This window comes from Pseudomonas sp. SIMBA_068 (assembly GCF_046534705.1).
GTDB classification, from domain to species: domain Bacteria; phylum Pseudomonadota; class Gammaproteobacteria; order Pseudomonadales; family Pseudomonadaceae; genus Aquipseudomonas; species Aquipseudomonas putida.
This window is the reverse complement of sequence record NZ_JAWRYI010000009.1, coordinates 176,802-198,442: the sequence shown is the minus strand read 5'-3', so window position 1 is coordinate 198,442 and position 21,641 is coordinate 176,802. Positions and strand designations below refer to the sequence as shown.

Genomic DNA, 21,641 nt, shown 5'->3' with positions numbered 1-21,641 from the left:
GTGCACATCACCTTCTGGGCTGCCTGCCCGATTTGATTCCGGGTTTCGGCCCTCGAAAAAGCGGCCCGCATATTGCTCTTCCAGCTCCCAACTATCACCCGGAGCCCCCGTGCAATGAGCTCACCCAGCGAATATCCCCTCAGCGAAGCCCCGCAGTCTGCCCGCAAGGGCCTGCTGCCGATTGCCATGGTCTTGTTCAGCTTTACCTTTTTCACCGGCACGATGTTCGCCGGCGGCAAGCTGGGCATGGCTTTCAATTTTGTCGACATGTTGTGGGTGGCCACCGTCGGCAACAGCCTGCTGGCGATGTATGCCGCAGCGTTGGCATTCATCGCTTCGCGCAGCGGGCTGAATACCGTACTGATGGGGCGTTTCTGTTTCGGCGAGGCAGGTAGCCGGCTCTCGGACTTTCTGCTGGGTTTCGCTGAACTGGGTTGGTACGCCTGGGGTACGGCCACGGTGGCCATCGTGCTGGTCAAGCTGTTGGGGTTGGCGGAAGGCTTCGGTTTACCGTTGATGGTGCTGTTCGGGCTGGGTTTCAGCATTACTGCCATCATCGGCTTCAAGGGGCTGGACGTGCTGTCGCGCGTGTCGGTGCCATTGATGTTCGTGCTGCTGCTGGTGTCGATGTACATCGCCACCCGCGATGCCGGTGGCTTTACCGGCCTGGCTGCAGTAGTGCCGCACGAGACCATGACCTTTTCCGCAGCAGTGACCATGGTGTTCGGCACCTTCGCCAGTGGTGCCACCCAAGCCACCAACTGGACACGGCTGTCGCGTAGCGGCCGGGTGGCGGTGATCGCCAGCGTGGTGGCATTCTTGCTTGGCAACGGCCTGATGGTGGTGGCCGGTGCCTGGTGCGCGATGGTTTACCAACAGGCCGATATTGTCGAAGTAATGATGCTGCAGGGCCTGTCGTTCGCGGCGGTAGTGATGCTATGCCTGAACCTGTGGACCATTCAGGGGCCGACCATCTACAACGTGTCGGCGGCCGCCTGCCATTTGTTGCGCAGTGAGCGCCGGCGCACGGCAACGCTGGTGGCGGCCGGGGTTGGCATTGTGCTGGCGATTGGTGGCATGTACGAAATGCTGATCCCGTTCCTGGTGCTGCTGGGGTCGATCATTCCACCGGTGGGCGGGGTGATCATGGCTGACTTCTGGTACCGACACCGCGGCCAATACCCGGCACTGGGCACCGCAAGCCTGCCACGCTACAACTTCACCGGGCTGTTTGCCTATGCCGTGGGCGCAGTGTTGGCGTACGCCTCGCCCTGGGTCGCTCCGCTGGTGGGTATAGGCGCCTCGGCCCTGTGCTACATCGTCATGCTCGAACTGGGCGCACGCCGCCGGGCGCCGGGCCAGGCAGGTGTGGAGCCGTGAGCCTGGCGCTGGACGAGATCCTGCATTTGCCTGGCCTGCACGAGATGCGTGTGCTGGCCGGGGCACGTAACCTTCAGCGGCGGGTGCGCTGGCCGTATGTGGCGGAAAACGAAGGCATTGCTGAATGGGTAATGGGCGGTGAACTGGTGTTCGTTACCGGCATCAACCACCCGCGCGGCGAGGCCAACCTGTTGAGCCTGCTGGAAGATGGCGACGCCGTGGGCATCGCCGGCATGGTGATCCTCACCGGCGGCAGCTTTATCCAGAGCGTCCCGGCGTCTGTCATCGCACAAGCCGAGCAACTTGGCATGCCGTTGATCGAGCAGCCCTACGCGTTGAAGATGGTGGTGGTTACCCACCTGATCGGCACGGCGTTGGTGCAGATGAGCCAGGTACGCCGCTCGCGTCACGATATCCTTGGCCAGCTGCTCACTGGCGACTACCCGAGCCTGGCGATTGCCCGGCAGCGCGCAACGCACCTCCAGCTGGCACTGGACGAGCCGCGTCGCTTGCTGGCTTTGCGCCTGGCAGGCGTGGACGGTTTGTTCGAGCGCCACGGGCTGGCCCACGGCGAGCGTACCTGGCAAGCTACCCGGCAGGCCCTGGAAGACCAGCTCGAAGCCTGGTGCCGCCAACGGCCAGGCAGCGTTACCGCGCAGCTGCCGGGTGATCTGTTCGTGTTGCTGCTGGCCGATACACACGATCTGCCTGAGACGTTGGCTGCGCTTTACCGGCAGCTGCAGGCCACGACGGGTGAACTGAGTTTGCACATGGGTTTGTCGAGCGTCGCCGACGATTGCGCGCACTATCGTCAGGCCCTCAACGAGGCGCGTCAGGCCCTGGACGTCGCGCAGCACCTGCGCCCAGCCAACGGCTATTGCAACTTCAGCGAACTGGGCGTGCTGCGCCTGCTGCAAGGTATCGTCGACCGCTCGCTGATCGACGATTTCGTCAGCCGTACGCTTGGCCCGTTGATCGCCCCTGGCCGCAAGCAGGCCAATGCTCTGGTGCACACCCTCGACGCCTTGCTCATGGAAAACGGCAACGGCATCAAGGCTGCACAGCGGCTAGGGCTGCACCGCAACACCATCAATCAGCGCATCCAGCGCATCGAACAACTGAGCGGGCAGTCCATTGATGACCCGCTTTTTCGCATGAATGCTTCGGTCGCCATGCTGGTATGGCGCATGAGCGAAGCCCACGGCAAGGAGTAACAGCATGAACATCATCAACGCACGGCTGCGCGGCAAGCCTGGCCTGTTCCGCATCGAACTGAACGGCGAGCGCATTGCCGCCATCGTGCCGCAGGCCGAGGTGGTGGCGCCCGTTGCCGCCCATGAGCTGGACGCAGGGCAAAACCTGGTGGTGGCGCCCTTTGTCGAACCGCATATCCACCTCGACGCCACACTGACTGCCGGCGAGCCCCGGTGGAACATGAGCGGTACCCTGTTCGAAGGCATCGAATGCTGGGCCGAGCGCAAGGAAATCACCACCCATGAAGACATCAAGGCCCGTGCGAAAAAGACCATCGGCATGCTGGTGGACCACGGAATCCAGCATGTGCGCACCCACGTCGATGTGACCGACCCGAAACTCACCGCGCTCAAGGCTATGGTCGAAGTGCGTGACGAAGTGCGCGAACTGGTCGATTTGCAGATTGTCGCCTTCCCGCAGGAGGGGATCGAGTCGTACGCCAACGGCCGGGCGCTGATGACCGAAGCGGTGGCCATCGGCGCCGATGTGGTCGGCGGCATTCCGCATTTCGAGAATACCCGCGACCAGGGCGTGTCGTCGGTGAAGTTCCTGATGGACCTGGCCGAGCGTACCGGTTGCCTGGTGGACGTGCACTGCGACGAGACCGATGACCCGCAATCACGTTTTCTTGAAGTGCTGGCCGAAGAGGCCCGGGTGCGGGGCATGGGGGCCCGGGTGACAGCCAGCCATACCGTGGCCATGGGCTCGTATGACAATGCCTACTGCTACAAGCTGTTCCGCCTGCTAAAGCTGTCGGGCATCAACTTCGTGTCGTGCCCGACCGAGAGCATTCACCTGCAAGGGCGTTTTGACAACTACCCCAAACGCCGTGGCGTCACCCGTGTTGCCGAGATCGACCGTGCCGGGATGAACGTGTGCTTTGGCCAGGATTCCATCGTCGACCCGTGGTACCCGTTGGGCAATGGCAACATCCTGCGCATTCTTGAAGCCGGCCTGCACATCTGCCACATGCTCGGCTACGAAGACCTGCAGCGTTGCCTTGACCTGGTCACCGATAACAGCGCCCGCACCTTGAACCTTGGCGAGCGCTATGGCATCGAGGTGGGGCGGCCGGCGAACCTGTTGCTGTTGTCGGCGCCTGATGATTACGAAATGGTCCGTACCCAGGGGCATGCACTGGTGTCGGTACGCAATGGCAAGGTGCTGATGCAGCGTACGCCGGCACAGGTGCAGCGTTTGCTCTGACTTCGCTATGGCTTCAGGTGCTCAGTGCAGCCAGGGCGCAGCTCGCAACTTGAGCATCCTGCACAGCCACGCCGGTCAGGTCTGCCAGGGTGATCTGGCCGTCGTGCTCGCGCCCTCTGGTGCGGCCGGCCAACAGCGCACCCAACTCGATCAGCTGGTTCGCGTGTAGCTGACCGCTCTCGAGCGCGTGAGCCACTTCGCCGTACTGGCTGCACTGGGCGACCGAGTCGACGATGATGCGGTCTGCCCTGGCCACCAGTGCCGGGTCCAGCTCCTGCTTGCCGGGTGCATCGGCGCCGACGGCAGTGATATGCGTACCCGGTTGGACCCACTCGCTGTGCAGCAGCGCCTGGCGGGAAGGGGTGGTGCAGACAATCAGGTTTGCCGCGCCCGCGACCTCTGCCGCATCCCGTGTGGTGCGAACCTCAAAGCCCAGTTCACGGGCAAATGCTGCATAGGCCACAAGCCCGTTTTCATGCCGGCCCCAGACAATGGCCTGGCGGCAATCGGTAACGGCGCGCAGCTGTTCAAGCTGCATCTGCGCCTGCATGCCGGTGCCGAGGATGCCAATGGCCTTGACCTCGGCCGGTGCCAGCAGCCGGGCAGCGATACGCCCGGCCAGCGCGGTGCGCATGGCGGTCAGCCAGCCCTGGTCCTGCAGCAGTGCCAGCGGCTGCCCGGTGAGCGCCGAGAGCACCAGCACCAGGCCATCGTTGCTCGGCAGGCCCTTGGAAGGGTTGTCATAAAAACCGGTTGAAAGCTTGACGGTGAAGGTAGGGCTGCCTTCGATGTAGGCCGATTTCACGCAGCAGTCACCGTTCGCCGCTTGAAATGCGAAGGCCTGCACGGGCGGCACCTGGACCTTGCCGTTGGAGTAGGCGATGAAGCCTTCTTCCAGCAGGCTAACCGCCAGCTCCGGGTTGAAGCTGGCGGTGATCTGCGCCTTGCTGAAGACTTTCATTGCACGGCCTCGAGGAATTTTTCCAGCACGATGTTACGGCCGCACAGGATCACTGCGACACGTTTGCCCTGATAGCGCTCGGCGAGCTTTTGCATGCCGGCGACCGCAACCGCTGCAGCGCCTTCGATGATCCAGCGTTCAGTGCTGGCGATAACGCGCATGGCGGCGCGAATTTCGTCTTCGCTGACCAGTACGGTATCGGTGAGCAACGCCTGGCACAGCGGCAAGGTGACAGCGCCGGGCTCGACGCCGCCAGCTGTGCCGTCCGACAGCGTTTCGCGGGCGTCCACCTCGACAATCTCTCCGGCCTTCAGGGATCGCTCCAGTGCAGGGTCATTCGCCGGCCAGCAGCCGATTATCTCGGTACCCGGCTTGAGTACGCGCAGGGCGGCACCGATGCCGGCAATCATCCCGCCACCGCCGACGGCGACAAACACCGCGTCCAGGTCGGGTGCCTGCTCGAACAACTCCATGCCGATGGTGCCCTGGCCGGCAATGACTTGCAGGTCGTTGTAGGGGGACACAAACGGTACACCCTGAGCCTTGGCTTGCCTGGCTGCCTCCAGCTCTGCACTTAGCGGGTCCGTGGGCAGGCAAAGCACTTCGGCGCCCAGCGCACGCATCGCCTCCAGTTTGTATGGCGAGGCGGAAGTGGCGGTGTAGACAGTCACTGGCACGCCAGCCGTTTTGCCGGCCAGTGCAAGTGCCTGCCCGTGGTTGCCGGAAGAGGCAGCGATTACCCCGCGCTTGCGTACTTCGGTCGGCAGCAGGCGGATCTTGTTGCTGGCGCCACGGAACTTGAACGACCCCGTGTGCTGCAGGTGTTCACATTTCAGCAAGACTTCGCAGCCGCTCAATGCCGACAACCGGGCGCTGTAGGTGAGTGGTGTAATGCTGACGGCTGGGCGCAGTGCGCTGTGTGCTTCCTTGATGGATTCGTAGAGTGCATCGAGGTAAAGGCTGTCGGCAAAGGTCGGTGAAGCTGTAGTGGCTGGCATGCTGTGCTCCTTATGGAATATTTGTCCACAGTAGAATAATTATCCATGCCAGGCAAGTACACGAGCACGCCCGCTTGGCGACCTCCTGTCGGTCAAGGTCGCACTGCTAGGTCTTCAGCTCTTTCAGGTACTTGTACACGGTGGCCCGGCCCATGCTCAGCACGTTGGCGACATAGTCAGCACCACTTCGCCCTTCGAACGCGCCTTCGGCGTGCAGTGCCTGCACGAGGCTGCGCTTGTCCTTCATCTGCAGTGTCTGTAGCGACAGGTTGCGCGCTTGCAGCCACGCGTGCAGGAAGGTGTTGATACGTTCCTGCCAGTCGTTGCGGAACAACGAGTCAGGTTGCGGTACCAGCCGGCCCATCTGGAAGAACGCATCGAGCGCCACACGGGCTTGCTCCAGTACCGACACGTTCAGATTGATGCACATCAGGTGCTCGGCTTCGCCATCTGCGTTGCGCAGGACGGTACTGATGGAACGGACCTTCTGGCCATTCCAGTTGAGCTTCTCGTACGGGCCCAGGTTGGCACCGTCAAGCAAATCGCCCAATTCGTGATCGATCGCCGAATCATCGCCCAGCTTGCGCTGGGAGAAGTTGTTGGCGATGTGCACCACCGTCTGGCTGCGCAGGTCATGGACGATGACTTCAGCGTGCGGGTACAGCAGCAGGGCGATGCTGTCGGCGATTGCCTTGTAGTTTTCCAGGTTCATTTTCTGTCGGTGATCAGTGCTGGACGCCCATGGTGGCGGCAAAGCGAAACCGGCACAAGGTCGTGCCCTGCGCCTTCCGTAGGGCTGCCAGCGTCGAAAACAACAGCATTTTGCTTATCACATGCGATAAGCCGTGATTATTCCATGTCAGGAACTGTTTGCAGAAGCGATTGGATATCGCCATAATCAGTACGTAATTACATGGTACATAACACAGTACAAAATCGTAGGAGCAAGCATGGCCCGGGGCGGTATCAACAAGGTGGTAGTGCAGCAGGCGCGTCAGGCGCTGATTACCAGGGGCGAGAACCCCAGCATCGATGCCATACGTATCGAGCTGGGTAATACCGGCTCCAAGACCACCATTCACCGTTACCTGAAGGAGTTGAACGGCCAGCAGCCGGTGGCTTCCGAAGGCGGCGCCGCGCTGAGCGATGTGCTGAGCCGCCTGGTCGGCCAACTGGCAACCCAATTGCAGGACGAGGCCGACCTGACGATCGAGCAGGCCGAAAGCACCTTCACTCAACAGCGGGAAACGCTTGAAGCGCAGCTGGAGATTGCCCAGCAGGCGCTGGCTGCAGCGCATCAGCAACACAAAATCGATGCAGCGGCATTGGCCGCCGAGACAGAAAAGCTGCTGTCCACACAAAGCACCCTGCAGGCCGAACAGCTGCGCAGTGCCAGCCTCAACCAGTCACTGGGCGAACTGCAGGTGCGTCTGGCTGACAAGGACGAACAGGTCAAATCGCTGGAAGACAAGCATCGCCATGCCCGCGATGCTCTGGAGCACTACCGCAATGCCAGCCGTGAGCAGCGCGAGCAGGAGCAGCGCCGCCACGAAGCGCAGTTGCAGCAGATGCAGGTGGAAGTGCGGCAGTTGCAGCAGGGCATGATCGTCAAGCAGGATGAACTGACCCGCCTGCACCGCGACAACGAGCGCTTGTTGGGCGAACACCGCCAGGCGGCCAGCGAGTGCCGGGCGCAGGACGAGTTGCTGGAGCAACGCGATGCGCAGATTCAGGGCTTGCGCACGATCCTGGCCCAGGCTCAAGGCGCCAGCGAGGAAATGCGCCGTCAGCTGGATGTGCAGGCGCAGAGCCTGGAGGCCAGACGAGACCTGTGCGCCGAACAAGCGCGGCAATTGCAGCGCTTTGAGGAACAGTTGAAGGAACGGGACCAGGCGCTGGCGCAATGTCGCGCACAGCTGGCACCCGTTGGAGATTAATCAAACTTTCCGTGGCTGGCGTGTTCTTCCTTTGACACTCACGGGAGAAAACGCCATGCATGATTCTGAGCAAGTACGCAAAGAGGGGCCCCACTCGACGGAGCAGTCGGATAAACCGGACGACCTTGGTTTCGACCCTGATTCCCCGGATGTAGACGACCCACAGGTGGACCCGCAAGGGCCGGCCAAGGCGCCCAGAGACATTGAAAAGGACAAGTGAGTGCGGCTATGCCCAGCGCTCCAACAGCGTCCTGCTAGCTCATTGAGCTAGCAGGTTTGCCGTAATAGCGGCCTTAGGGCCCGACGGGCGAGTATTCAGGCGTCAGCTTTTCGCGCTGCTTCGACCCCCGACGCCGACAGCTTGATCGGGTAGTGCACGCTGATCTGGTGATCACTACCCACTACCACGCTGCCGTCGTGGATCAGGCCTGCTTCCTGCAGTGTCTTCAGCATGCCGGCCACCGCTTTCTCACCGCGGTAGTTGTCCAGCACTTCCTTGCCCAGCCCTTCAGGGTGCGCATGCAGCAGGCGGGTAAGCACTTCGGTTTTCAATGCATCGTTACTCATGGCGAGCCTCACTTGGCGTGCTTGGCCTGAAGCGCCTTGGCATGCTCCAGGTGCTGTTCGAGTTTAGGCAGGGTTTCGCTGGCAAAGGCCTTCAGCTCGGCCTTGTCGGACGATGCAGCCTCTTTCTTGAACAGTTCCACCGCTTTTTCGTGAGCGTCGACCTGATTGTTGAGGTACGACTTGTCGAACGACTCATCACGCCATTCCAGGATCATTTTCTTGACCTTGTCGGTCATGGCTGCCTCGTCCGGAACGGAAATGTCCAGCTTGCGGGCGATGTCGCCGAGTTTCTGGTTGGCCTGGGTGTGGTCAGTGACCATTTGCTGGGCGAACGTCTTGATTTCGGCATTCTGGCTTTTTTCCCTGGCCAGATTACCGGTGACCACTTCGGCAATGCCGGCCTCGGTGGCCGCATCGACGAAGTCGTCGGAGCTCGCCGCCAGTGCGTGCACCGATGCCAGGCCCAACACCATGGAGAAACCAACGCGCTTGATGAAGAGATTGCTCATGCTTCACTCCTTAAACCGTGGCGCGACCTCAATGTCGCGTACAGTTGAGGGTGACGGTGAGACAAAGGTTTAATCTTTTTCGCCTCCGGTTTCGTCTGTGGGACGCTGAACTATAGTGAAAGGCGGCGAACGCGGTATGGCCAGGGACTCCAATGGGCGCAGCCAGGAAACAGGATGACGACGGACTTTTCGCGCTAACAGGCGAGGGCCGTGCCGTGGGGCTGTTCCGCCTGGTACTGGCTTTCATGTTGGTAGTGATGCTGGCATTTGTGCTGGTGGAAGGCTGGCGCATCTGGCGTGACTACCGATACGCCTACAGCAATGCCGAGAACATGGTCAGCAACCTGGCCCGGGCCACGGCGCAGCATGCCGAGGACGCTATCCGCCAGGTCGACGCCATTACCGCTGCCTTGGCCGAACGCCTGGAAGGCGACGGTTTCGAGCGCATCGACCGGCCGCGCCTGCATGCCTTGCTGGTGCAGCACAAACGCATCATGCCGCAGTTGCACGGGCTGTTCGTTTACGGCCCGGATGGAAGCTGGATCGTTACCGATCAGCCGGCAATCCCGCCCAACGCCAATAACGCCGACCGCGACTACTTTGCTTACCATCGCAACCACACCGACCGGGGGGTACGTATCGGTTCGGTGGTACGCAGCCGTTCGACCGGCGATCTCATCATTCCTATTTCCAGGCGCCTGGAATATGCCGACGGCAGCTTCGCCGGTGTATTGCTGGGCACCATCAAAGTGGAATGGTTCGTGCGCTACTACGGCGACTTCAAGATCGACGAACGCGGCGCGCTGGTGCTGGCCAAGCGCGACGGTACCATCCTGGTACGGCGCCCGTTCGTGGCACAGGTGGTAGGCCGCAGCCTGGCCAACAGCGAGATTTTCCGTAACCACCTGCCGTATGCCGCAGAAGGGGTAGCCGAGGCGGTCGCGGTGATCGATGGCACGCCGCGGCTGTATGGCTATCGCGCGTTGTCCAGCTACCCACTGGTAGTGGAGGCGGGCTTGTCGCGTGAATCGATCATCGCGCCCTGGCGGCATGATGCAATCAAATCGGTGGCGGTACTGTTGCTGTTACTGGTCGGGCTGGCCGCGTTCGCAGGTGTGGTGCTGCGCCAGTTGCGCGAGCGCATTGCCATAGAGCGGGCGCTGCTCCAGGCACATCAGACACTGAAAGCGCTGGCCTTGACCGACAGCCTGACCGGGCTGGGTAACCGACGCCGGCTGGATGCGGTGTTCGAGTCAGAGCTGCGCCGGGCCCGCCGCCAGGGCTATTCGCTGGCGCTGGTGATGCTCGACCTGGATTACTTCAAAGCCTATAACGACCACTAGGGGCACCCGGCAGGCGACCACTGCCTGCGGCGCTTTGCCGAGGTGCTGCGACAGGCCTTGAAGCGGCCCGCCGACCTGGCTGTGCGCTATGGCGGCGAGGAGTTCACGCTGTTGTTGCCCGACACCGATGGCCGTGGGGCAGAGGCGCTGGTGCAGGAGCTGCAGCAACTGTTACACCGACAGATGCTGGAGCATGCGGCCAGCCCGTTGGGACGGGTATCGTTCAGTGCGGGGATCGCAGTGGGCGACCTGGCGCGGGAGGGCGTGACTGCTGAGGCGCTGGTCGCGGCGGCAGATCGGGCGTTGTACCAGGCCAAACAGCAGGGGCGGGACCGGTATTGTGTGGCGGGGAGTGTGGTGCTGGGCGTTGATTCGTGATCTGGCTTTGCGCCCCCGACGGCTAACGAGCAAGGCAGAGGCGCATTGCACATCGCCCTTGCAGACCATGAGCGTGCTCACTGGCAAGAATGCCCCGGAGTCGTTCGCCCAGCAGCCCCTCATCGATAATTTCAAACCCGAACCGTGCATAAAAAGGCGCATTCCAGGGTACATCGACAAAGGTGGTCAACGTCAGCTCGCCCACACCTGCGCAACGCGCTGCATCTGTGACTTGCTGCAGCAACCGGCGGCCGACCCCTTTTCCTTGGGCTTCCTGGCGCACCGATAGCTCATGAAGGTGCAGTGCCTGGCCCACAAGCCGGGCACATGCAAACCCTACAATGCGCCCGGCAGGATCCTCAGCCACCCAGCTACCACCTGCCTCGACGAAAGCCCTGTGCGCAGCGCAATCCATCACATCACCCTGGGCCAGCCAGGCCAGTCCCGGCCAGCCGACAAATGCCTGGGCTGCCGAACGCTCGATGTCCGGCAGGGATTGAACATCGTGTTCAAGGGTAGGGCGGATAAGCATGAATCACTCCTGTCGTTCTAGTCCGCCGCCAACACCTGCGGCTGTAATTGCCAGCGCACCGAGCTTACGCCTTTTTCCAGGCTGACCCGGCTGACCAGCCGCTCCAGTTGCGCCGGTGCCTGCGCAGTGCCCAGCAGTTCGGCGCGCACTTCCAGGCGCGCAGGGGTGTCCAGGTCTTCGCTCTGCAGTGACTGCAAGCGCAGCTGCGGATCGCCCAGGCTATGCAGCATCAGGCTGCGCACCTGGATTTCGTCCTCGGCGCGGCAGACGATGCGCACTTCGAAGTGCTGTTCCACTTCGCTGGCCGGCACCACGTCCTGTCGGTCCAGGCGCTGGGCGATATCACGCAACAGGATATTGGCGCATAGCACCACCAGGCTACCCAATGCTGCCTCCAGCAACAGCCCCAAGCTACACAGCACGCCGACCGCAGCCGTGCACCACAAGGTGGCCGCGGTGTTCAGGCCGCGCACGTTGAAACCATCGCGCATGATCACACCGCCACCGAGAAAGCCGATGCCCGACACGACATAGGCGGCGACGCGCGACGCGTCGGCAGGCGCCATGCCTGGCACCGCCTGGGTCATCAGCACGAACAGACAGGCACCGGTACTTACCAGCGCATTGGTGCGCAGCCCGGTCAGGCGTTGGCGCAATTGCCGTTCGGCGCCGATCAGTGCTCCGAGTAGCAGGGCAATGCTGACGCGCAGCAGAAATACTTTCCAATCCATAGCAAACCTCTTCCGCAGGCACACGCCCGCATGAACGCCATCAGTTGGCGTGGTTGAAAAACCAGAAAAATGCGCAGGACCACGAGGAGGGGAGAAGAAGCGGGGGTTACAGGAAACCACCGTCTTGCCAGAGCGGCCAGACAGTGCAGGAAACTGCCGGGCTAGCGCGCCACGTGGGCCTGTCGCAAGCGACTGGGGCTACTGTCCAAGGCAGGTCTCCTGTTGAGGAAGGCAAAATTGCGTCGCGGACCATACGCCGCGTGGCAGAGCAGGTCAAGGGTGAAAACATGACGATGGCTTCATCCGTGGGTGGCCTGCAACCGGTCACGCCCGCATGGAAAAAAACCTGGGCAGCCGGTAACCTTGCGCCTCCCTTTGCCATCCACCGGACCGTTCCATGCTGTTCAATCTCGCCGTATTGTTCGGCACCCTGGTGGCCATGGAGGGCGTTGGCACGCTGGCTCACAAGTACATCATGCATGGCTGGGGCTGGTGGCTGCACCGCTCGCACCATGAGCCACACCTGGGCATGCTCGAAACCAACGACCTGTACCTGGTGGCGCTGGGGCTGATCGCCACAGCGCTGGTCGCCTTGGGCAAAAGTGGTTATGCCCCTTTGCAGTGGATTGGTGGCGGGGTGGCGGGGTACGGCATGTTGTATGTCGTGGCCCACGACGGGTTCTTTCACCGGCATTGGCCGCGCGCGCCACGGCCAGTCAACCGGTACCTCAAGCGGCTGCACCGTGCGCATCAGTTGCACCACGCGGTGAAGGGGCGCACGGGGAGTGTGTCGTTCGGGTTTTTCTATGCGCCGCCGTTGAAGGTGTTGAAGCAGCAGCTTCGGCGCGAGCGGGGCCAGCAATAACGACCCGGGCGGTTGGCTCGGCCCCTTGCAGGAGCGGCCTTGTGCCGTTCCTGCAAGGGGCAGTGCAGGTCTGCACCATCAATTTGCGGTTTCACCCTCGGGCTGCGCGGCCACATGCCCGCGGCTCACCCACCAGCCAAACCCTGCCGCCGTGAAGAACATGATCAGGCTGTAAAGTGCCGCCGGCACCGCCATGGTCGGGTTGTTCAGCAATGAAGGGCTCAGTGCCAAGGCAATCGCCAGCGTGCCGTTGTGAATACCAATCTCCATGCCGATGGCAATTGCTTGACGTTTGGGGATGTTCAACAGGCGCGGCACCCAGTAGCCCACGGCCAGGCTCAGCAGGTTGAACAACAGCGCAGCAAGGCCCACCACCGGTGCGTACTCGACCACGGTCTGCCAATCCTTGGCCAGCGCCAGGACAATGGTAAAGGCCAGGAACAGTGCCGCCACCAGTTTCATAGGCTTCTGCATGCGTGTGGCAAAAGCAGGGACGTAATGGCGAATCAGCATACCCAGGGCGACCGGCAGCAGGACAATTGCGAACACCTGCAAGACCTTGGCAAATTGCAGTGGAATGGCCTGGTCCGAGGCCATGAACCAGCTCAGCGACAAGTTCACCAGCAACGGCATGGTCAAAATCGCGATCAGCGAGTTGACGGCCGTGAGCGTGATGTTCAACGCCACATCGCCATGGGCCAGATGGCTGAACAAGTTGGCCGTGGTGCCACCCGGCGAAGCGGCCAGCAGCATCAGCCCCACCGCCAGGGCCGACTCCAGGCCAAAGCCGTTGGCGATCAGGAAGCACACCAGCGGAAGCAGCAGAATCTGGCAGGCCAGGCCCACCACCACTGGCTTGGGGTACTTCACCACACGAGCGAAGTCGGCCAGGGTCAGCGACAGCCCAAGGCCGAGCATGATGATGCCCAAGGCAAGCGGCAGAAAGGCGGTGAGCAAGGGCGAGGCAGTCATGGGCAGTCTCTCGGGCGAACGATCTCGAGCAGTGTAGGTCGAGCCTGATTGATAGCTAATCGCAAAGGGCCAGCTATTGGTAACCGTTTGTTACCAACTGCGGCATTTGGCGAGGCTGCATGCCGCATTGCAGCAGGCCTGCAGGCGCAGTAGCATTCCGCTTTTATCCGAGGATTAGCCTGTCATGCCGTTCCAGAAAGGGCTGCTTGCCACCCCGGTGCCGGCCCATGCCCGTCACCTGTTTTTCACCCTGCAATCACCCGAGGCGCTGCCCGCCGCTCTGGATGCCTTGCTGCCACAGGTCGATGGCGACCAGCTGATCCTGGGTGTCGGTGCACCGCTGGCCAAGGCCCTGGGCCGCGCTGTGCCTGGCCTGCGAGCTTTCCCGCTGCTGGACGCCGCCGTGGAGAACCCCAGCACCCAGCACGCGCTGTGGCTGTGGCTGCGCGGTAACGAGCGCGGCGATCTGCTACTGCGCGCCCAGGCCCTGGAGCACGCGCTGGCACCAGCCCTGCGCCTGACGGACAGCGTTGACGGCTTCCTGCACCGTGGCGGCCATGACCTGACCGGCTATGAAGACGGCACCGAAAACCCGGTGGACGAAGACGCTGTGCAGGCGGCCATTGCTGCCGACGGCTCCAGCTTTGCGGCGTTTCAGCTGTGGAAGCACGACCTGGAGTACTTCAAGTCGCTGCCCCAGGCTGACCAGGACAACATCATCGGCCGCCGCCTGAGCGACAACGAAGAGCTGGACGATGCGCCCGAGTCTGCGCACGTCAAACGCACCGCCCAGGAAAGCTTTGACCCCGAAGCATTCATGGTCCGTCGCTCGGTGGCCTGGGCAGACCAGCGTGGCGCCGGCCTTGCCTTCGTTGCCCTGGGCCACAGCTTCGATGCATTTGAAGTACAGCTGCGGCGCATGAGCGGCCTCGAGGACGGCATCATCGACGGCCTGTACCGCTTCAGTCGGCCACTGACCGGTGGCTATTACTGGTGCCCGCCGATGGGCGAGACGGGTGTTGACCTGAGCCTGCTGCTGGCCTGATCACTAAACATCCAGATACAGAAACACCTGCCGGCACGGGATAGTGCGGCTAGCCTTGAAAGTTTCCGATTCATGACGGGAGCTTTTCCATGTACGCACGTCGCGATGTCCTACGCGCGGGTGCCACGCTGGGGGTGCTGGCCGCCGTCAGCCCTTGGCTGCACGCCGCCACCCCGGCGGGTTTGCTGACCCGCAAAGTACCGTCCACCGGTGAGGCGTTACCCGTGATCGGTGCCGGTACTTCCGGCAGTTTTGAGGTACAAGCCGACTCGGCCCAGTATCAGCAGCTCAAAGCGGTGCTCAAGGCATTCTTCGAAGGGGGCGGCCGGGTGATCGACACCTCGCCCAACTACGGCGGTGCCGACAGCATCCTCGGGCAGTTGCTGGAAGAGGGCGGCTGGCACAGACAGTGCTTCATTGCCACCAAAATCGCCGCCGACAGCCGTGCCGACGCCGAAGCGCAATGGGCTGACAGCCTGAAGAGCCTGCGCACCGACAAGGTCGACTTGCTACAGATCCACAACTTGCGTGACTGGCAGACCCAGCTGCCCTATGCCCGCGAGCTGAAGCGGCAGGGCAAGACCCGCTATGTCGGCATAACCCATTACCTGAACAGTGGCCAAGACGAAGTCGCCCGTATCGTGCGCAGCGAGCCGCTGGACTTCATTCAGATCAACTATTCGGTCAATGCCCCCGACGCTGCCCGCGAACTGCTGCCGCTGTGCCAGGACAAGGGCGTTGCGGTGCTCATCAACCGGGCCTTCGACGATGGCCGCCTGTTCGCCAAGGTCAAGGACCTGGCGTTACCCGGCTGGGCTGCTGAGGCAGGCATTGGCAGCTGGGCGCAGCTGTTTCTCAAGTTCGCCATCAGCCACCCGGCAGTGACCACGGTAATCCCCGCCACCGGCCGACCCGATCGCCAGCTCGACCAGCTCAAGGCCGGACAAGCACCCATGCTCACCCAGGCGCAGCAACAGGCGCTGATCAAGCAGTTTGCCTGACATCATGCAAGGCTGGCGGCGGCGCCTGGACCAAGGGCTGAACATTCAGCCCGGCGAGGGGCCAGCAGTAATCGCCGGCCTGATGTTGTTCTACCTGCTGTTCACCGGCTACTTCATGCTGCGCCCGGTGCGAGAAACCATGGGCGTCGCCGGTGGTGTAGACAACCTGCAATGGCTATTCACCGGCACCTTCATCGCCACCCTGGCCTGCCTGCCGCTGTTTGGCTGGCTCGCGTCAAAGGTGCAGCGCAGGTATATCCTGCCTTGGACCTACGGTTTCTTTGCCAGCAACCTGTTGCTGTTCGCGGCGCTGTTTGCCGGCAACCCGGACGATCTTTGGGCCGCCAGAGCCTTCTACATCTGGCTATCGGTTTTCAACCTGCTGACCATTTCCCTGGCCTGGAGCGTGCTCGCCGACCTGTTTTCCACTGCGCAGGGCAAGCGCCTGTTCGGCCTGCTGGCCGCCGGGGCCAGCCTGGGCGGGCTCAGCGGCCCAATCCTTGGCACCTTGCTGGTGGCCCCCCTGGGCCATTCCGGGCTGCTGGTGCTGGCCGCAGTGTTTCTGCTGGGCAGTATCGGTGCCGCGCTGTTCCTGCAGCGCTGGCGACTGCGCCACCCACTACCTGAACAGGTCGAGCGGGCGGGCTCGCGGCCCTTGGGTGGCAACCCGTTTGCCGGCGCTACCGCCGTGTTGCGCTCCCCGTATCTGCTGGGCATCGCTTTGTTCGTGGTGTTGCTGGCCAGCGTCAGCACCTTCCTGTATTTCGAGCAGGCGCGCATCGTCAGTGAAACCTTCACCGACCGCACCCGGCAAACCCAGGTCTTCGGCCTGATCGATACGGTGGTGCAGGCCCTGGCCATCCTCACTCAGGTATTCCTCACGGGGCGCCTGGCCCGGCGCTTGGGCGTGGGGGTGCTGCTGGTGGCGGTGCCGCTGGTAATGGCAGCAGGTTTCCTGTGGCTGGCACTGGCCCCGGTGTTCGCAGTATTCGTGGTGGTGATGGTGGTGCGCCGGGCCGGCGAGTACGCGTTGGTGCGGCCAGGGCGGGAGATGCTGTTCACCGTGCTGCTCGCCGAGGACAAGTACAAGGCCAAGAACTTCATCGACACGGTGGTCTACCGAGGCGGCGATGCCCTCAGCGGCTGGGTCAAGCGTGCGCTGGACGTAATGGGTGAGCACCCGCAACTGGCGATGCTGATCGGCGCCGTGATTGCCTTGGGCTGGGCTGCGACCGGGAGCTGGCTGGGCCGCCGCCAGGCCCATCTGGATAACCCGCCGCACGACTGACAGGCGCACCAAATATGGCGTTGCCGCTTATTTAACGCCGCCGGTCCGAACCCTTCGCAATAAAACGAATCCCGCGATATCGCCGAACTCCCAACCTGTGTACGGCAGCTTGCCGTGCATTCCGAAGTCATACGAGGTTTGAACACCATGGCCACTAAAGACAACAGCCGTACCGGCAACCAACAAGGCAGCCAAGGCGGTAACAAGAACCCAGGCAACTTCGCCAACGATCGTGACAAGGCTTCCGAAGCCGGACGCAAGGGCGGCCAGTCCTCTGGCAAGGACATGCCGCACGAGTCGGGCCGCAAGGGCGGCCGCTCGTAATTGACCGACGCGCAGTGCCGGGGCGACCTGGCACTGCAATCAGCCAAAGGGGGAATACCCATGCGACTGACTCCACTGATCATCCTCATGGGCTCGCTGACTTTGGTCGGCGGCTGCTTTGACCGCGACAATGACCACCCGGGCAAGGATGCCGACCCCAGCAAGCCATCACTGCAGATGCAGCAACCCGATACCAAGCCGGCACCGCAGCCTGCGCCCGACCCGGAACCGATGCCGGGGCAGAAACCGAGCCAATAGGCCCACAAGGAGTACGGCATGAGGGTGATGAACCGCGACACCGCTCCAATGTTGCCAATGACCGCCGAGCGCTCTAGCGTGCAACAGCGCTATCAGGCAATGCTGACAGGCCACTATGACGGCAGCGACGCATGGCTCGACGAACAACTTTCACGTGCTGCACGTTTGCCGGATGACCTGCCTGACTCACCTTCGAATTTGCCAGCCTGGAGCGCGAGGTGCGCTGGCGATGTCGCCGCCGGCTACGCCGACTACCTTGAGCAACGCCGGCAAGGCGCACCACCTCGCTTCTTTACCTGCCGCGCCCATGCGCTGTGGTTTCTGCAACAGGTTGCACCGACCAAAGCGGTGGATGGAGCCTGGCTGCACGGCACGCTGCAGCACTGGGGCGACCCACGTTTTCACGGTCTGATCCGGACTTACCTGGAAGAGCTTGGCAATGGTGACCCACGTTGCAATCATGTGCTGATCTACCAGCGTCTGCTGGGTCGCCTGGGGTGTGTAGAGGCGATGCCACTGGACGATGCACGGTATCTCCAAGGCAGCCTGCAGCTGGCCCTGGGGCAGCATTGCAACACGCACCTGCCTGAGGTCATTGGCTATAACCTCGGCTATGAACAACCACCGCTGCACCTGCTGATCACCACTTACGAGCTGGCAGAGCTGGGCATCGACGGCCAGTACTTCCAGTTGCATGTGACGATCGACAATGCCGCCAGCGGCCACGCTCAGCTATCGCTTCAGGCCCTGCGCCAGCTCAGCCCCCATCACGACCAGAAGGCGTTCTACAACAGGGTGCGCAACGGTTATCGCCTGAACGAGCTGGGTATTGCGGCAGCTGACCTGATCCGCCAGTTCGACCTGCAGGATGAACTGTTCGCAGCCCTGGAACGCAAGCGTATTTACGGCCAGTTCATGCATGCCGACCGCTGCCGCCTGCAGCAGCGCACTATCAATCAGTGGTTGGCCACACCTGGCGCCATGCCCGAGTTCGTTGCCGCGTTGCAGGCCCAAGGCTGGATTGTGCGGGGCCAGGACCCGGCCCACAGCCGCTGGTGGAAGCTGATCGAAGGGCCCACGGCGGTAATGTTCGGTGTGTTCAACAGTTACGAGAAACAACTGTGGCACGACTGGATCGCCGACACCTGGCGGCCCACGATCCGCCGTGTAGCGCCCGGTAGCTGGGGCCTGCCCGAATCGCCGGGGGAATCACAAGGCGAAATGCCCGGTGAAGCAGTCGCCGCGTTGATAGGGCGCATGGCCGGCAACCGCCATGCCACACCTGAGGGCCTGGCGGCGACCCGGGCATACATTCGCACCACCGGGCTGCTTCAGGAGGAACCCCGCTGATGATGCTTGATGCCACACAAGTCGACGCCGACCAGGCGTTGCTGCAACTGGGCCAGCGGTTACGCGCGGACGGCTACCGATTTACCTGCGTGACACCCGCGACCCACAGCCGCGTCAATGCCCGCGAGGGTTCCGGACAGGCCAGCAGCTTGCGCGACGTGTTCGGCTGGAGCCGACCTTTCGCCCCAGGCCTTGTATCAAATGATGAACTCCAGTTGCTCGAACGCGCGCAGGTGCTGGTCTCAAGGGGCGAACTGCTGGGCAGTTCGGTGCGTTGGTCCAGCCTGGACGACCTGCTGCTGGTGCATTCAGCGTTCCCCACCGACGCCAGCGATGCGGTGTTCTTCGGCCCGGACAGCTACCGCTTTGCCCAGGTCATCCACCAGCACCTGCAGCACAACCCCATGCCGGTCGAGCACGCAGTCGATATCGGCTGCGGCAGCGGGGTGGGTGCGTTGCTGATCGCTCGCGCCGCCCAGCATGCGCAGGTCAGCGCCGTGGACATCAACCCCTTGGCGTTGCGCTACGCCACGATCAACGCGGCGCTGGCGGGGGTGAGTAATGTGTCGATAGCGCCCAGCGACCTGCTGGACGGCATCACCGGTACGTTCGACCTGATTGTCGCCAACCCGCCATACATGCTCGACCGCAGCGCCCGCACCTATCGCCACGGCGGTGGTGCGCTGGGCGCTGAACTGTCGCTGCGCATCGTTGACCAGGCATGCGAACGCCTGACCCCCCACGGCACCTTGCTGCTATACACCGGCGTGGCCATTGTCGATGGCCGCGACCCGTTGCTCGAAGCTGTCCGCTTGCGCCTGGCGGGGCCACAATGGGCCTGGGTGTACCGCGAGATCGACCCTGACGTGTTTGGCGAGCAACTGGCCGAACCGGGGTATGAGCAGGTCGAACGCATCGCCGCCGTGGCGCTCACGGTAACCCGTCATCGCTGAGGCAACATGGCCCGGGCCTGCACATTTGGCATCGAGGAGGAATACCTGCTGGTGAGGCTGGACTCAGGGCAGGTCCCTGCGACACCGTGCCCTGCAGTAATCGGGCGTTGTCGCGAAGTGCTGGGCCAATACTTTGCCCAGGAGATGTTCCGCAGCCAGATCGAGCTGGCCTCCCCGGTGTTCAGCAACCTTCATGAAGCACGTGAGTTCTTCCAGCAGAGGCGGCAGCGTTTGAGCGTGGCGCTGGCCGAGGAGGGGATGGGACTTTACGGTGCGGCCAGCCACCCCAGTGCCGCCTGGCTGCGGCAGAAGGCTGCAGCCCCGGCACATTATCAGCAACTGTTCGATGACTACCGGCATGTGGCCCGGCGAAGCCTGCTCAACGGCTTGCATGTGCACGTTGGTGTTCCGCCAGGTTGTGACCGCATGCAACTGATAAACCGCTTGCTAGGCTGGTTGCCGTTGTTGCTGGTACTGAGCACCTCGTCGCCCTTTTGGGCTGGCCAGCGTACCGGCTACATGAGCTACCGCCGAGTGATTTGCGGGGAATGGCCGCACATGGGTTTGCCCGAGGCCTTGCCGGACTGGGCCGCCTATGAACGCTACCGGGCCTTGTTGCAGCGAACCGGTGCCTTGGCTGTGGATGGCGACTTCTGGTGGGCCATTCGGCCTTCGCGGCGCTTCCCGACGGTGGAGTTGCGTATCTGCGATGGCTGCCCGCAACTGGAAGATGCCCTGTGCATCGCCGCGCTGTTTCGCCATTTGGTGGAGCACGCCATTACCGGTCGCCATGACCTGTTGCCCAGCAACCGCGAACTGCGCTGGATCGCCCAGGAGAACTATTGGCGCGCCATGCGCTATGGGCGCCATGCACAATTCATTGGTATGCACGAGCAACAGCCAGTCACGGCCGAAGGCTGGCTTGGCCAGTTGCAGGAGCAGGTGCCGGTCGACAGCGTGGATGCCGAGCGTGCCTGTCAGCATGCCCGGCACCTGCTGCGCGACGGCACCCATGCCGACCAGCAGTTGCACCGCCTGGCCCAGGCCATCGAGGGCGGGCTCGACAAGGCACAGGCGCTGCAGGCCGTAGTGGCGGCCGGGACTTGCAATTAGCCGGGGTTGGCCGACAATGGCCGCGCCCCTTGCAGCCACGCGGAAACACCTGCTCCATGATGCTGATCAAGCAATTCCCCGACATTTCCCTGGATGACACGCTGTTCGTCTTCGCCCTCGAGGCCGAGGCTGGCGATGTCTTCACCGAGGTGAACACCGTGTTCACCGGCATTGGCAAAGTCAATGCGGCGATCGCACTGACCAAGGCGGTTGCAACCCGCAGGCCCAGACTTATCGTCAACCTTGGCTCGGCGGGCAGCCAGCGCCATGGCAAGGGCCAGGTGGTGTGCTGTAACCGTTTTGTACAACGCGACATGGACGTGACACCGCTGGGCTTTGCCCGTTACGAAACACCCTTGTCGGATATCCCGGTAGTCCTGGAACATGGCGCAGCAATCCCCGGCCTGCCGTTGGAAACCTGTGGCAGCGGTGACAGCTTCGAAGTCAACCATGGCGACGCGCCTTATGATGTGGTCGACATGGAAGCCTACGTGCTGGCGTTGATAGCGCTTAACGAAGGTATTCCGTTTGTGTGCCTGAAATACATTTCCGATGATGCCGGCAGCGATGCCGCAGGGGATTGGGCCGTGCAGGTGCACCTGGCGGCCGAGGCATTCAAGCGGGTGTTGTTCAGCCAGGTTTGAGCGCTGATCGAAAACGCGGTGGATGGCACCGG

The 21,641-nt window shown here is 62.6% G+C and carries 23 protein-coding genes and 1 pseudogene; 16 read left to right on the top strand and 8 right to left on the bottom strand.

From position 1 onward, the window contains the following. Window positions 1-114 precede the first annotated feature (114 nt). The 3 genes from codB to codA are packed head-to-tail and all read left to right on the top strand — an operon-like array spanning window position 115 to window position 3,840. Window positions 115-1,380 (top strand): cytosine permease, encoded by a 1,266-nt coding sequence (codB, locus tag SB756_RS20795; protein ID WP_410911661.1) that lies wholly within the window; start codon window positions 115-117, stop codon window positions 1,378-1,380. Continuing rightward, on the top strand, window positions 1,377-2,594 hold the full coding sequence (locus SB756_RS20790; protein WP_410911659.1) for a PucR family transcriptional regulator: 1,218 nt from the start codon (window positions 1,377-1,379) through the stop codon (window positions 2,592-2,594). Before codB ends, SB756_RS20790 begins: the two co-directional genes overlap by 4 nt. 4 nt (window positions 2,595-2,598) lie before the next feature. Next, a complete protein-coding gene (codA, locus tag SB756_RS20785; protein WP_341795534.1) occupies window positions 2,599-3,840 on the top strand; it encodes a cytosine deaminase in 1,242 nt (413 codons plus the stop codon). 13 nt (window positions 3,841-3,853) lie between these two features. Here codA and SB756_RS20780 read toward each other — a convergent pair whose 3' ends face one another. The 3 genes from SB756_RS20780 to SB756_RS20770 all read right to left on the bottom strand — a co-directional run bounded on the left by SB756_RS20780 (window position 3,854) and on the right by SB756_RS20770 (window position 6,511). Next, window positions 3,854-4,801 carry an ornithine cyclodeaminase family protein gene (locus SB756_RS20780; protein ID WP_410911657.1) on the bottom strand — a complete coding sequence of 316 codons (948 nt, stop codon included), beginning with the start codon at window positions 4,799-4,801 and terminating at the stop codon, window positions 3,854-3,856. Continuing rightward, complete coding sequence (locus SB756_RS20775; RefSeq protein WP_341795536.1) at window positions 4,798-5,799, bottom strand: threonine/serine dehydratase; 1,002 nt, start codon at window positions 5,797-5,799, stop codon at window positions 4,798-4,800. The genes SB756_RS20780 and SB756_RS20775 overlap by 4 nt, the downstream gene beginning before the upstream one ends. A 106-nt stretch (window positions 5,800-5,905) precedes the next feature. After that, complete coding sequence (locus SB756_RS20770) at window positions 5,906-6,511, bottom strand: transcriptional regulator (protein WP_341795537.1); 606 nt, start codon at window positions 6,509-6,511, stop codon at window positions 5,906-5,908. 238 nt (window positions 6,512-6,749) lie between these two features. Here SB756_RS20770 and SB756_RS20765 point away from each other — a divergent pair, with 238 nt between their 5' ends. Together SB756_RS20765 and SB756_RS20760 are read left to right on the top strand one after the other, a co-directional pair. Continuing rightward, window positions 6,750-7,736, top strand: a complete 987-nt coding sequence (locus SB756_RS20765) for a DNA-binding protein (protein ID WP_410911655.1) — start codon at window positions 6,750-6,752, stop codon at window positions 7,734-7,736. A 55-nt stretch (window positions 7,737-7,791) separates the two neighbouring features. After that, window positions 7,792-7,956, top strand: a complete 165-nt coding sequence (locus tag SB756_RS20760) for a DUF6021 family protein (protein WP_241801080.1) — start codon at window positions 7,792-7,794, stop codon at window positions 7,954-7,956. A gap of 95 nt (window positions 7,957-8,051) precedes the next feature. On the opposite strand, the gene SB756_RS20755 is transcribed toward SB756_RS20760, so the two are convergent. Both SB756_RS20755 and SB756_RS20750 read right to left on the bottom strand, forming a co-directional pair. Continuing rightward, a complete protein-coding gene (locus SB756_RS20755) occupies window positions 8,052-8,303 on the bottom strand; it encodes a hypothetical protein (protein ID WP_341795539.1) in 252 nt (83 codons plus the stop codon). Window positions 8,304-8,311: 8 nt separating this feature from the next. Then, a complete protein-coding gene (locus SB756_RS20750) occupies window positions 8,312-8,812 on the bottom strand; it encodes a DUF4142 domain-containing protein (protein WP_410911653.1) in 501 nt (166 codons plus the stop codon). 152 nt (window positions 8,813-8,964) lie between these two features. Here SB756_RS20750 and SB756_RS20745 point away from each other — a divergent pair. Next, window positions 8,965-10,533, top strand: a pseudogene (locus tag SB756_RS20745) (diguanylate cyclase). Window positions 10,534-10,555: 22 nt separating this feature from the next. Here the strand turns inward: SB756_RS20745 and SB756_RS20740 are convergent. After that, window positions 10,556-11,065 (bottom strand): GNAT family N-acetyltransferase, encoded by a 510-nt coding sequence (locus SB756_RS20740; protein WP_341795542.1) that lies wholly within the window; start codon window positions 11,063-11,065, stop codon window positions 10,556-10,558. A 17-nt stretch (window positions 11,066-11,082) separates the two neighbouring features. Beyond that, complete coding sequence (locus SB756_RS20735; protein ID WP_016499648.1) at window positions 11,083-11,796, bottom strand: MgtC/SapB family protein; 714 nt, start codon at window positions 11,794-11,796, stop codon at window positions 11,083-11,085. Between the two features lie 397 nt (window positions 11,797-12,193). Between SB756_RS20735 and SB756_RS20730 the strand changes: the two genes are divergently transcribed. After that, window positions 12,194-12,661 carry a beta-carotene hydroxylase gene (locus SB756_RS20730; protein ID WP_258911904.1) on the top strand — a complete coding sequence of 156 codons (468 nt, stop codon included), beginning with the start codon at window positions 12,194-12,196 and terminating at the stop codon, window positions 12,659-12,661. A 78-nt stretch (window positions 12,662-12,739) separates the two neighbouring features. Here the strand turns inward: SB756_RS20730 and SB756_RS20725 are convergent, their stop codons facing one another. After that, window positions 12,740-13,633: a bile acid:sodium symporter family protein gene (locus tag SB756_RS20725; protein ID WP_341795543.1), complete on the bottom strand. Its 894-nt coding sequence runs from the start codon at window positions 13,631-13,633 to the stop codon at window positions 12,740-12,742. A 184-nt stretch (window positions 13,634-13,817) separates the two neighbouring features. Here SB756_RS20725 and SB756_RS20720 point away from each other — a divergent pair, with 184 nt between their 5' ends. The 9 genes from SB756_RS20720 (at window position 13,818) to SB756_RS20680 (ending at window position 21,609) form a co-directional block, all read left to right on the top strand. Then, on the top strand, window positions 13,818-14,678 hold the full coding sequence (locus tag SB756_RS20720) for a Dyp-type peroxidase (RefSeq protein ID WP_341795544.1): 861 nt from the start codon (window positions 13,818-13,820) through the stop codon (window positions 14,676-14,678). A gap of 89 nt (window positions 14,679-14,767) precedes the next feature. Next, on the top strand, window positions 14,768-15,679 hold the full coding sequence (locus SB756_RS20715; protein WP_341795545.1) for an aldo/keto reductase: 912 nt from the start codon (window positions 14,768-14,770) through the stop codon (window positions 15,677-15,679). Between the two features lie 4 nt (window positions 15,680-15,683). Further along, the gene (locus SB756_RS20710) at window positions 15,684-16,967 is read left to right on the top strand and encodes an NTP/NDP exchange transporter (RefSeq protein WP_410911775.1); all 1,284 of its coding nucleotides are present in this window, start codon (window positions 15,684-15,686) and stop codon (window positions 16,965-16,967) included. 147 nt (window positions 16,968-17,114) lie between these two features. Beyond that, a complete protein-coding gene (locus SB756_RS20705) occupies window positions 17,115-17,291 on the top strand; it encodes a general stress protein (RefSeq protein WP_016499654.1) in 177 nt (58 codons plus the stop codon). Window positions 17,292-17,351: 60 nt separating this feature from the next. Then, complete coding sequence (locus SB756_RS20700; protein WP_016499655.1) at window positions 17,352-17,549, top strand: hypothetical protein; 198 nt, start codon at window positions 17,352-17,354, stop codon at window positions 17,547-17,549. Between the two features lie 18 nt (window positions 17,550-17,567). Beyond that, window positions 17,568-18,899: an iron-containing redox enzyme family protein gene (locus tag SB756_RS20695; protein WP_410911650.1), complete on the top strand. Its 1,332-nt coding sequence runs from the start codon at window positions 17,568-17,570 to the stop codon at window positions 18,897-18,899. Beyond that, the gene (locus SB756_RS20690; RefSeq protein ID WP_410911648.1) at window positions 18,899-19,852 is read left to right on the top strand and encodes a methyltransferase; all 954 of its coding nucleotides are present in this window, start codon (window positions 18,899-18,901) and stop codon (window positions 19,850-19,852) included. The genes SB756_RS20695 and SB756_RS20690 overlap by 1 nt, the downstream gene beginning before the upstream one ends. A 6-nt stretch (window positions 19,853-19,858) precedes the next feature. Further along, entirely contained in the window at window positions 19,859-20,965 is a 1,107-nt protein-coding gene (locus SB756_RS20685) for a carboxylate-amine ligase (RefSeq protein WP_410911646.1), read from the top strand. A 56-nt stretch (window positions 20,966-21,021) separates the two neighbouring features. Next, on the top strand, window positions 21,022-21,609 hold the full coding sequence (locus tag SB756_RS20680; RefSeq protein WP_410911644.1) for a nucleosidase: 588 nt from the start codon (window positions 21,022-21,024) through the stop codon (window positions 21,607-21,609). Window positions 21,610-21,641: the final 32 nt, after the last annotated feature.

What these genes read in the sequence shown, in the direction of transcription:
- SB756_RS20735 (WP_016499648.1), bottom strand. Translation starts at nt 11,796, where the DNA reads ATGGATTGGAAAGTATTTCTGCTGCGCGTCAGCATTGCCCTGCTACTC.
- SB756_RS20690 (WP_410911648.1), top strand. Translation starts at nt 18,899, where the DNA reads ATGATGCTTGATGCCACACAAGTCGACGCCGACCAGGCGTTGCTGCAA.
- SB756_RS20765 (WP_410911655.1), top strand. Translation starts at nt 6,750, where the DNA reads ATGGCCCGGGGCGGTATCAACAAGGTGGTAGTGCAGCAGGCGCGTCAG.
- SB756_RS20755 (WP_341795539.1), bottom strand. Translation starts at nt 8,303, where the DNA reads ATGAGTAACGATGCATTGAAAACCGAAGTGCTTACCCGCCTGCTGCAT.
- SB756_RS20680 (WP_410911644.1), top strand. Translation starts at nt 21,022, where the DNA reads ATGATGCTGATCAAGCAATTCCCCGACATTTCCCTGGATGACACGCTG.
- SB756_RS20780 (WP_410911657.1), bottom strand. Translation starts at nt 4,801, where the DNA reads ATGAAAGTCTTCAGCAAGGCGCAGATCACCGCCAGCTTCAACCCGGAG.
- SB756_RS20685 (WP_410911646.1), top strand. Translation starts at nt 19,859, where the DNA reads ATGGCCCGGGCCTGCACATTTGGCATCGAGGAGGAATACCTGCTGGTG.
- SB756_RS20700 (WP_016499655.1), top strand. Translation starts at nt 17,352, where the DNA reads ATGCGACTGACTCCACTGATCATCCTCATGGGCTCGCTGACTTTGGTC.
- SB756_RS20760 (WP_241801080.1), top strand. Translation starts at nt 7,792, where the DNA reads ATGCATGATTCTGAGCAAGTACGCAAAGAGGGGCCCCACTCGACGGAG.
- SB756_RS20750 (WP_410911653.1), bottom strand. Translation starts at nt 8,812, where the DNA reads ATGAGCAATCTCTTCATCAAGCGCGTTGGTTTCTCCATGGTGTTGGGC.
- SB756_RS20770 (WP_341795537.1), bottom strand. Translation starts at nt 6,511, where the DNA reads ATGAACCTGGAAAACTACAAGGCAATCGCCGACAGCATCGCCCTGCTG.
- SB756_RS20775 (WP_341795536.1), bottom strand. Translation starts at nt 5,799, where the DNA reads ATGCCAGCCACTACAGCTTCACCGACCTTTGCCGACAGCCTTTACCTC.
- SB756_RS20705 (WP_016499654.1), top strand. Translation starts at nt 17,115, where the DNA reads ATGGCCACTAAAGACAACAGCCGTACCGGCAACCAACAAGGCAGCCAA.
- SB756_RS20740 (WP_341795542.1), bottom strand. Translation starts at nt 11,065, where the DNA reads ATGCTTATCCGCCCTACCCTTGAACACGATGTTCAATCCCTGCCGGAC.
- SB756_RS20725 (WP_341795543.1), bottom strand. Translation starts at nt 13,633, where the DNA reads ATGACTGCCTCGCCCTTGCTCACCGCCTTTCTGCCGCTTGCCTTGGGC.
- SB756_RS20715 (WP_341795545.1), top strand. Translation starts at nt 14,768, where the DNA reads ATGTACGCACGTCGCGATGTCCTACGCGCGGGTGCCACGCTGGGGGTG.
- SB756_RS20710 (WP_410911775.1), top strand. Translation starts at nt 15,684, where the DNA reads ATGCAAGGCTGGCGGCGGCGCCTGGACCAAGGGCTGAACATTCAGCCC.
- SB756_RS20720 (WP_341795544.1), top strand. Translation starts at nt 13,818, where the DNA reads ATGCCGTTCCAGAAAGGGCTGCTTGCCACCCCGGTGCCGGCCCATGCC.
- SB756_RS20695 (WP_410911650.1), top strand. Translation starts at nt 17,568, where the DNA reads ATGAGGGTGATGAACCGCGACACCGCTCCAATGTTGCCAATGACCGCC.
- codA (WP_341795534.1), top strand. Translation starts at nt 2,599, where the DNA reads ATGAACATCATCAACGCACGGCTGCGCGGCAAGCCTGGCCTGTTCCGC.
- SB756_RS20730 (WP_258911904.1), top strand. Translation starts at nt 12,194, where the DNA reads ATGCTGTTCAATCTCGCCGTATTGTTCGGCACCCTGGTGGCCATGGAG.
- codB (WP_410911661.1), top strand. Translation starts at nt 115, where the DNA reads ATGAGCTCACCCAGCGAATATCCCCTCAGCGAAGCCCCGCAGTCTGCC.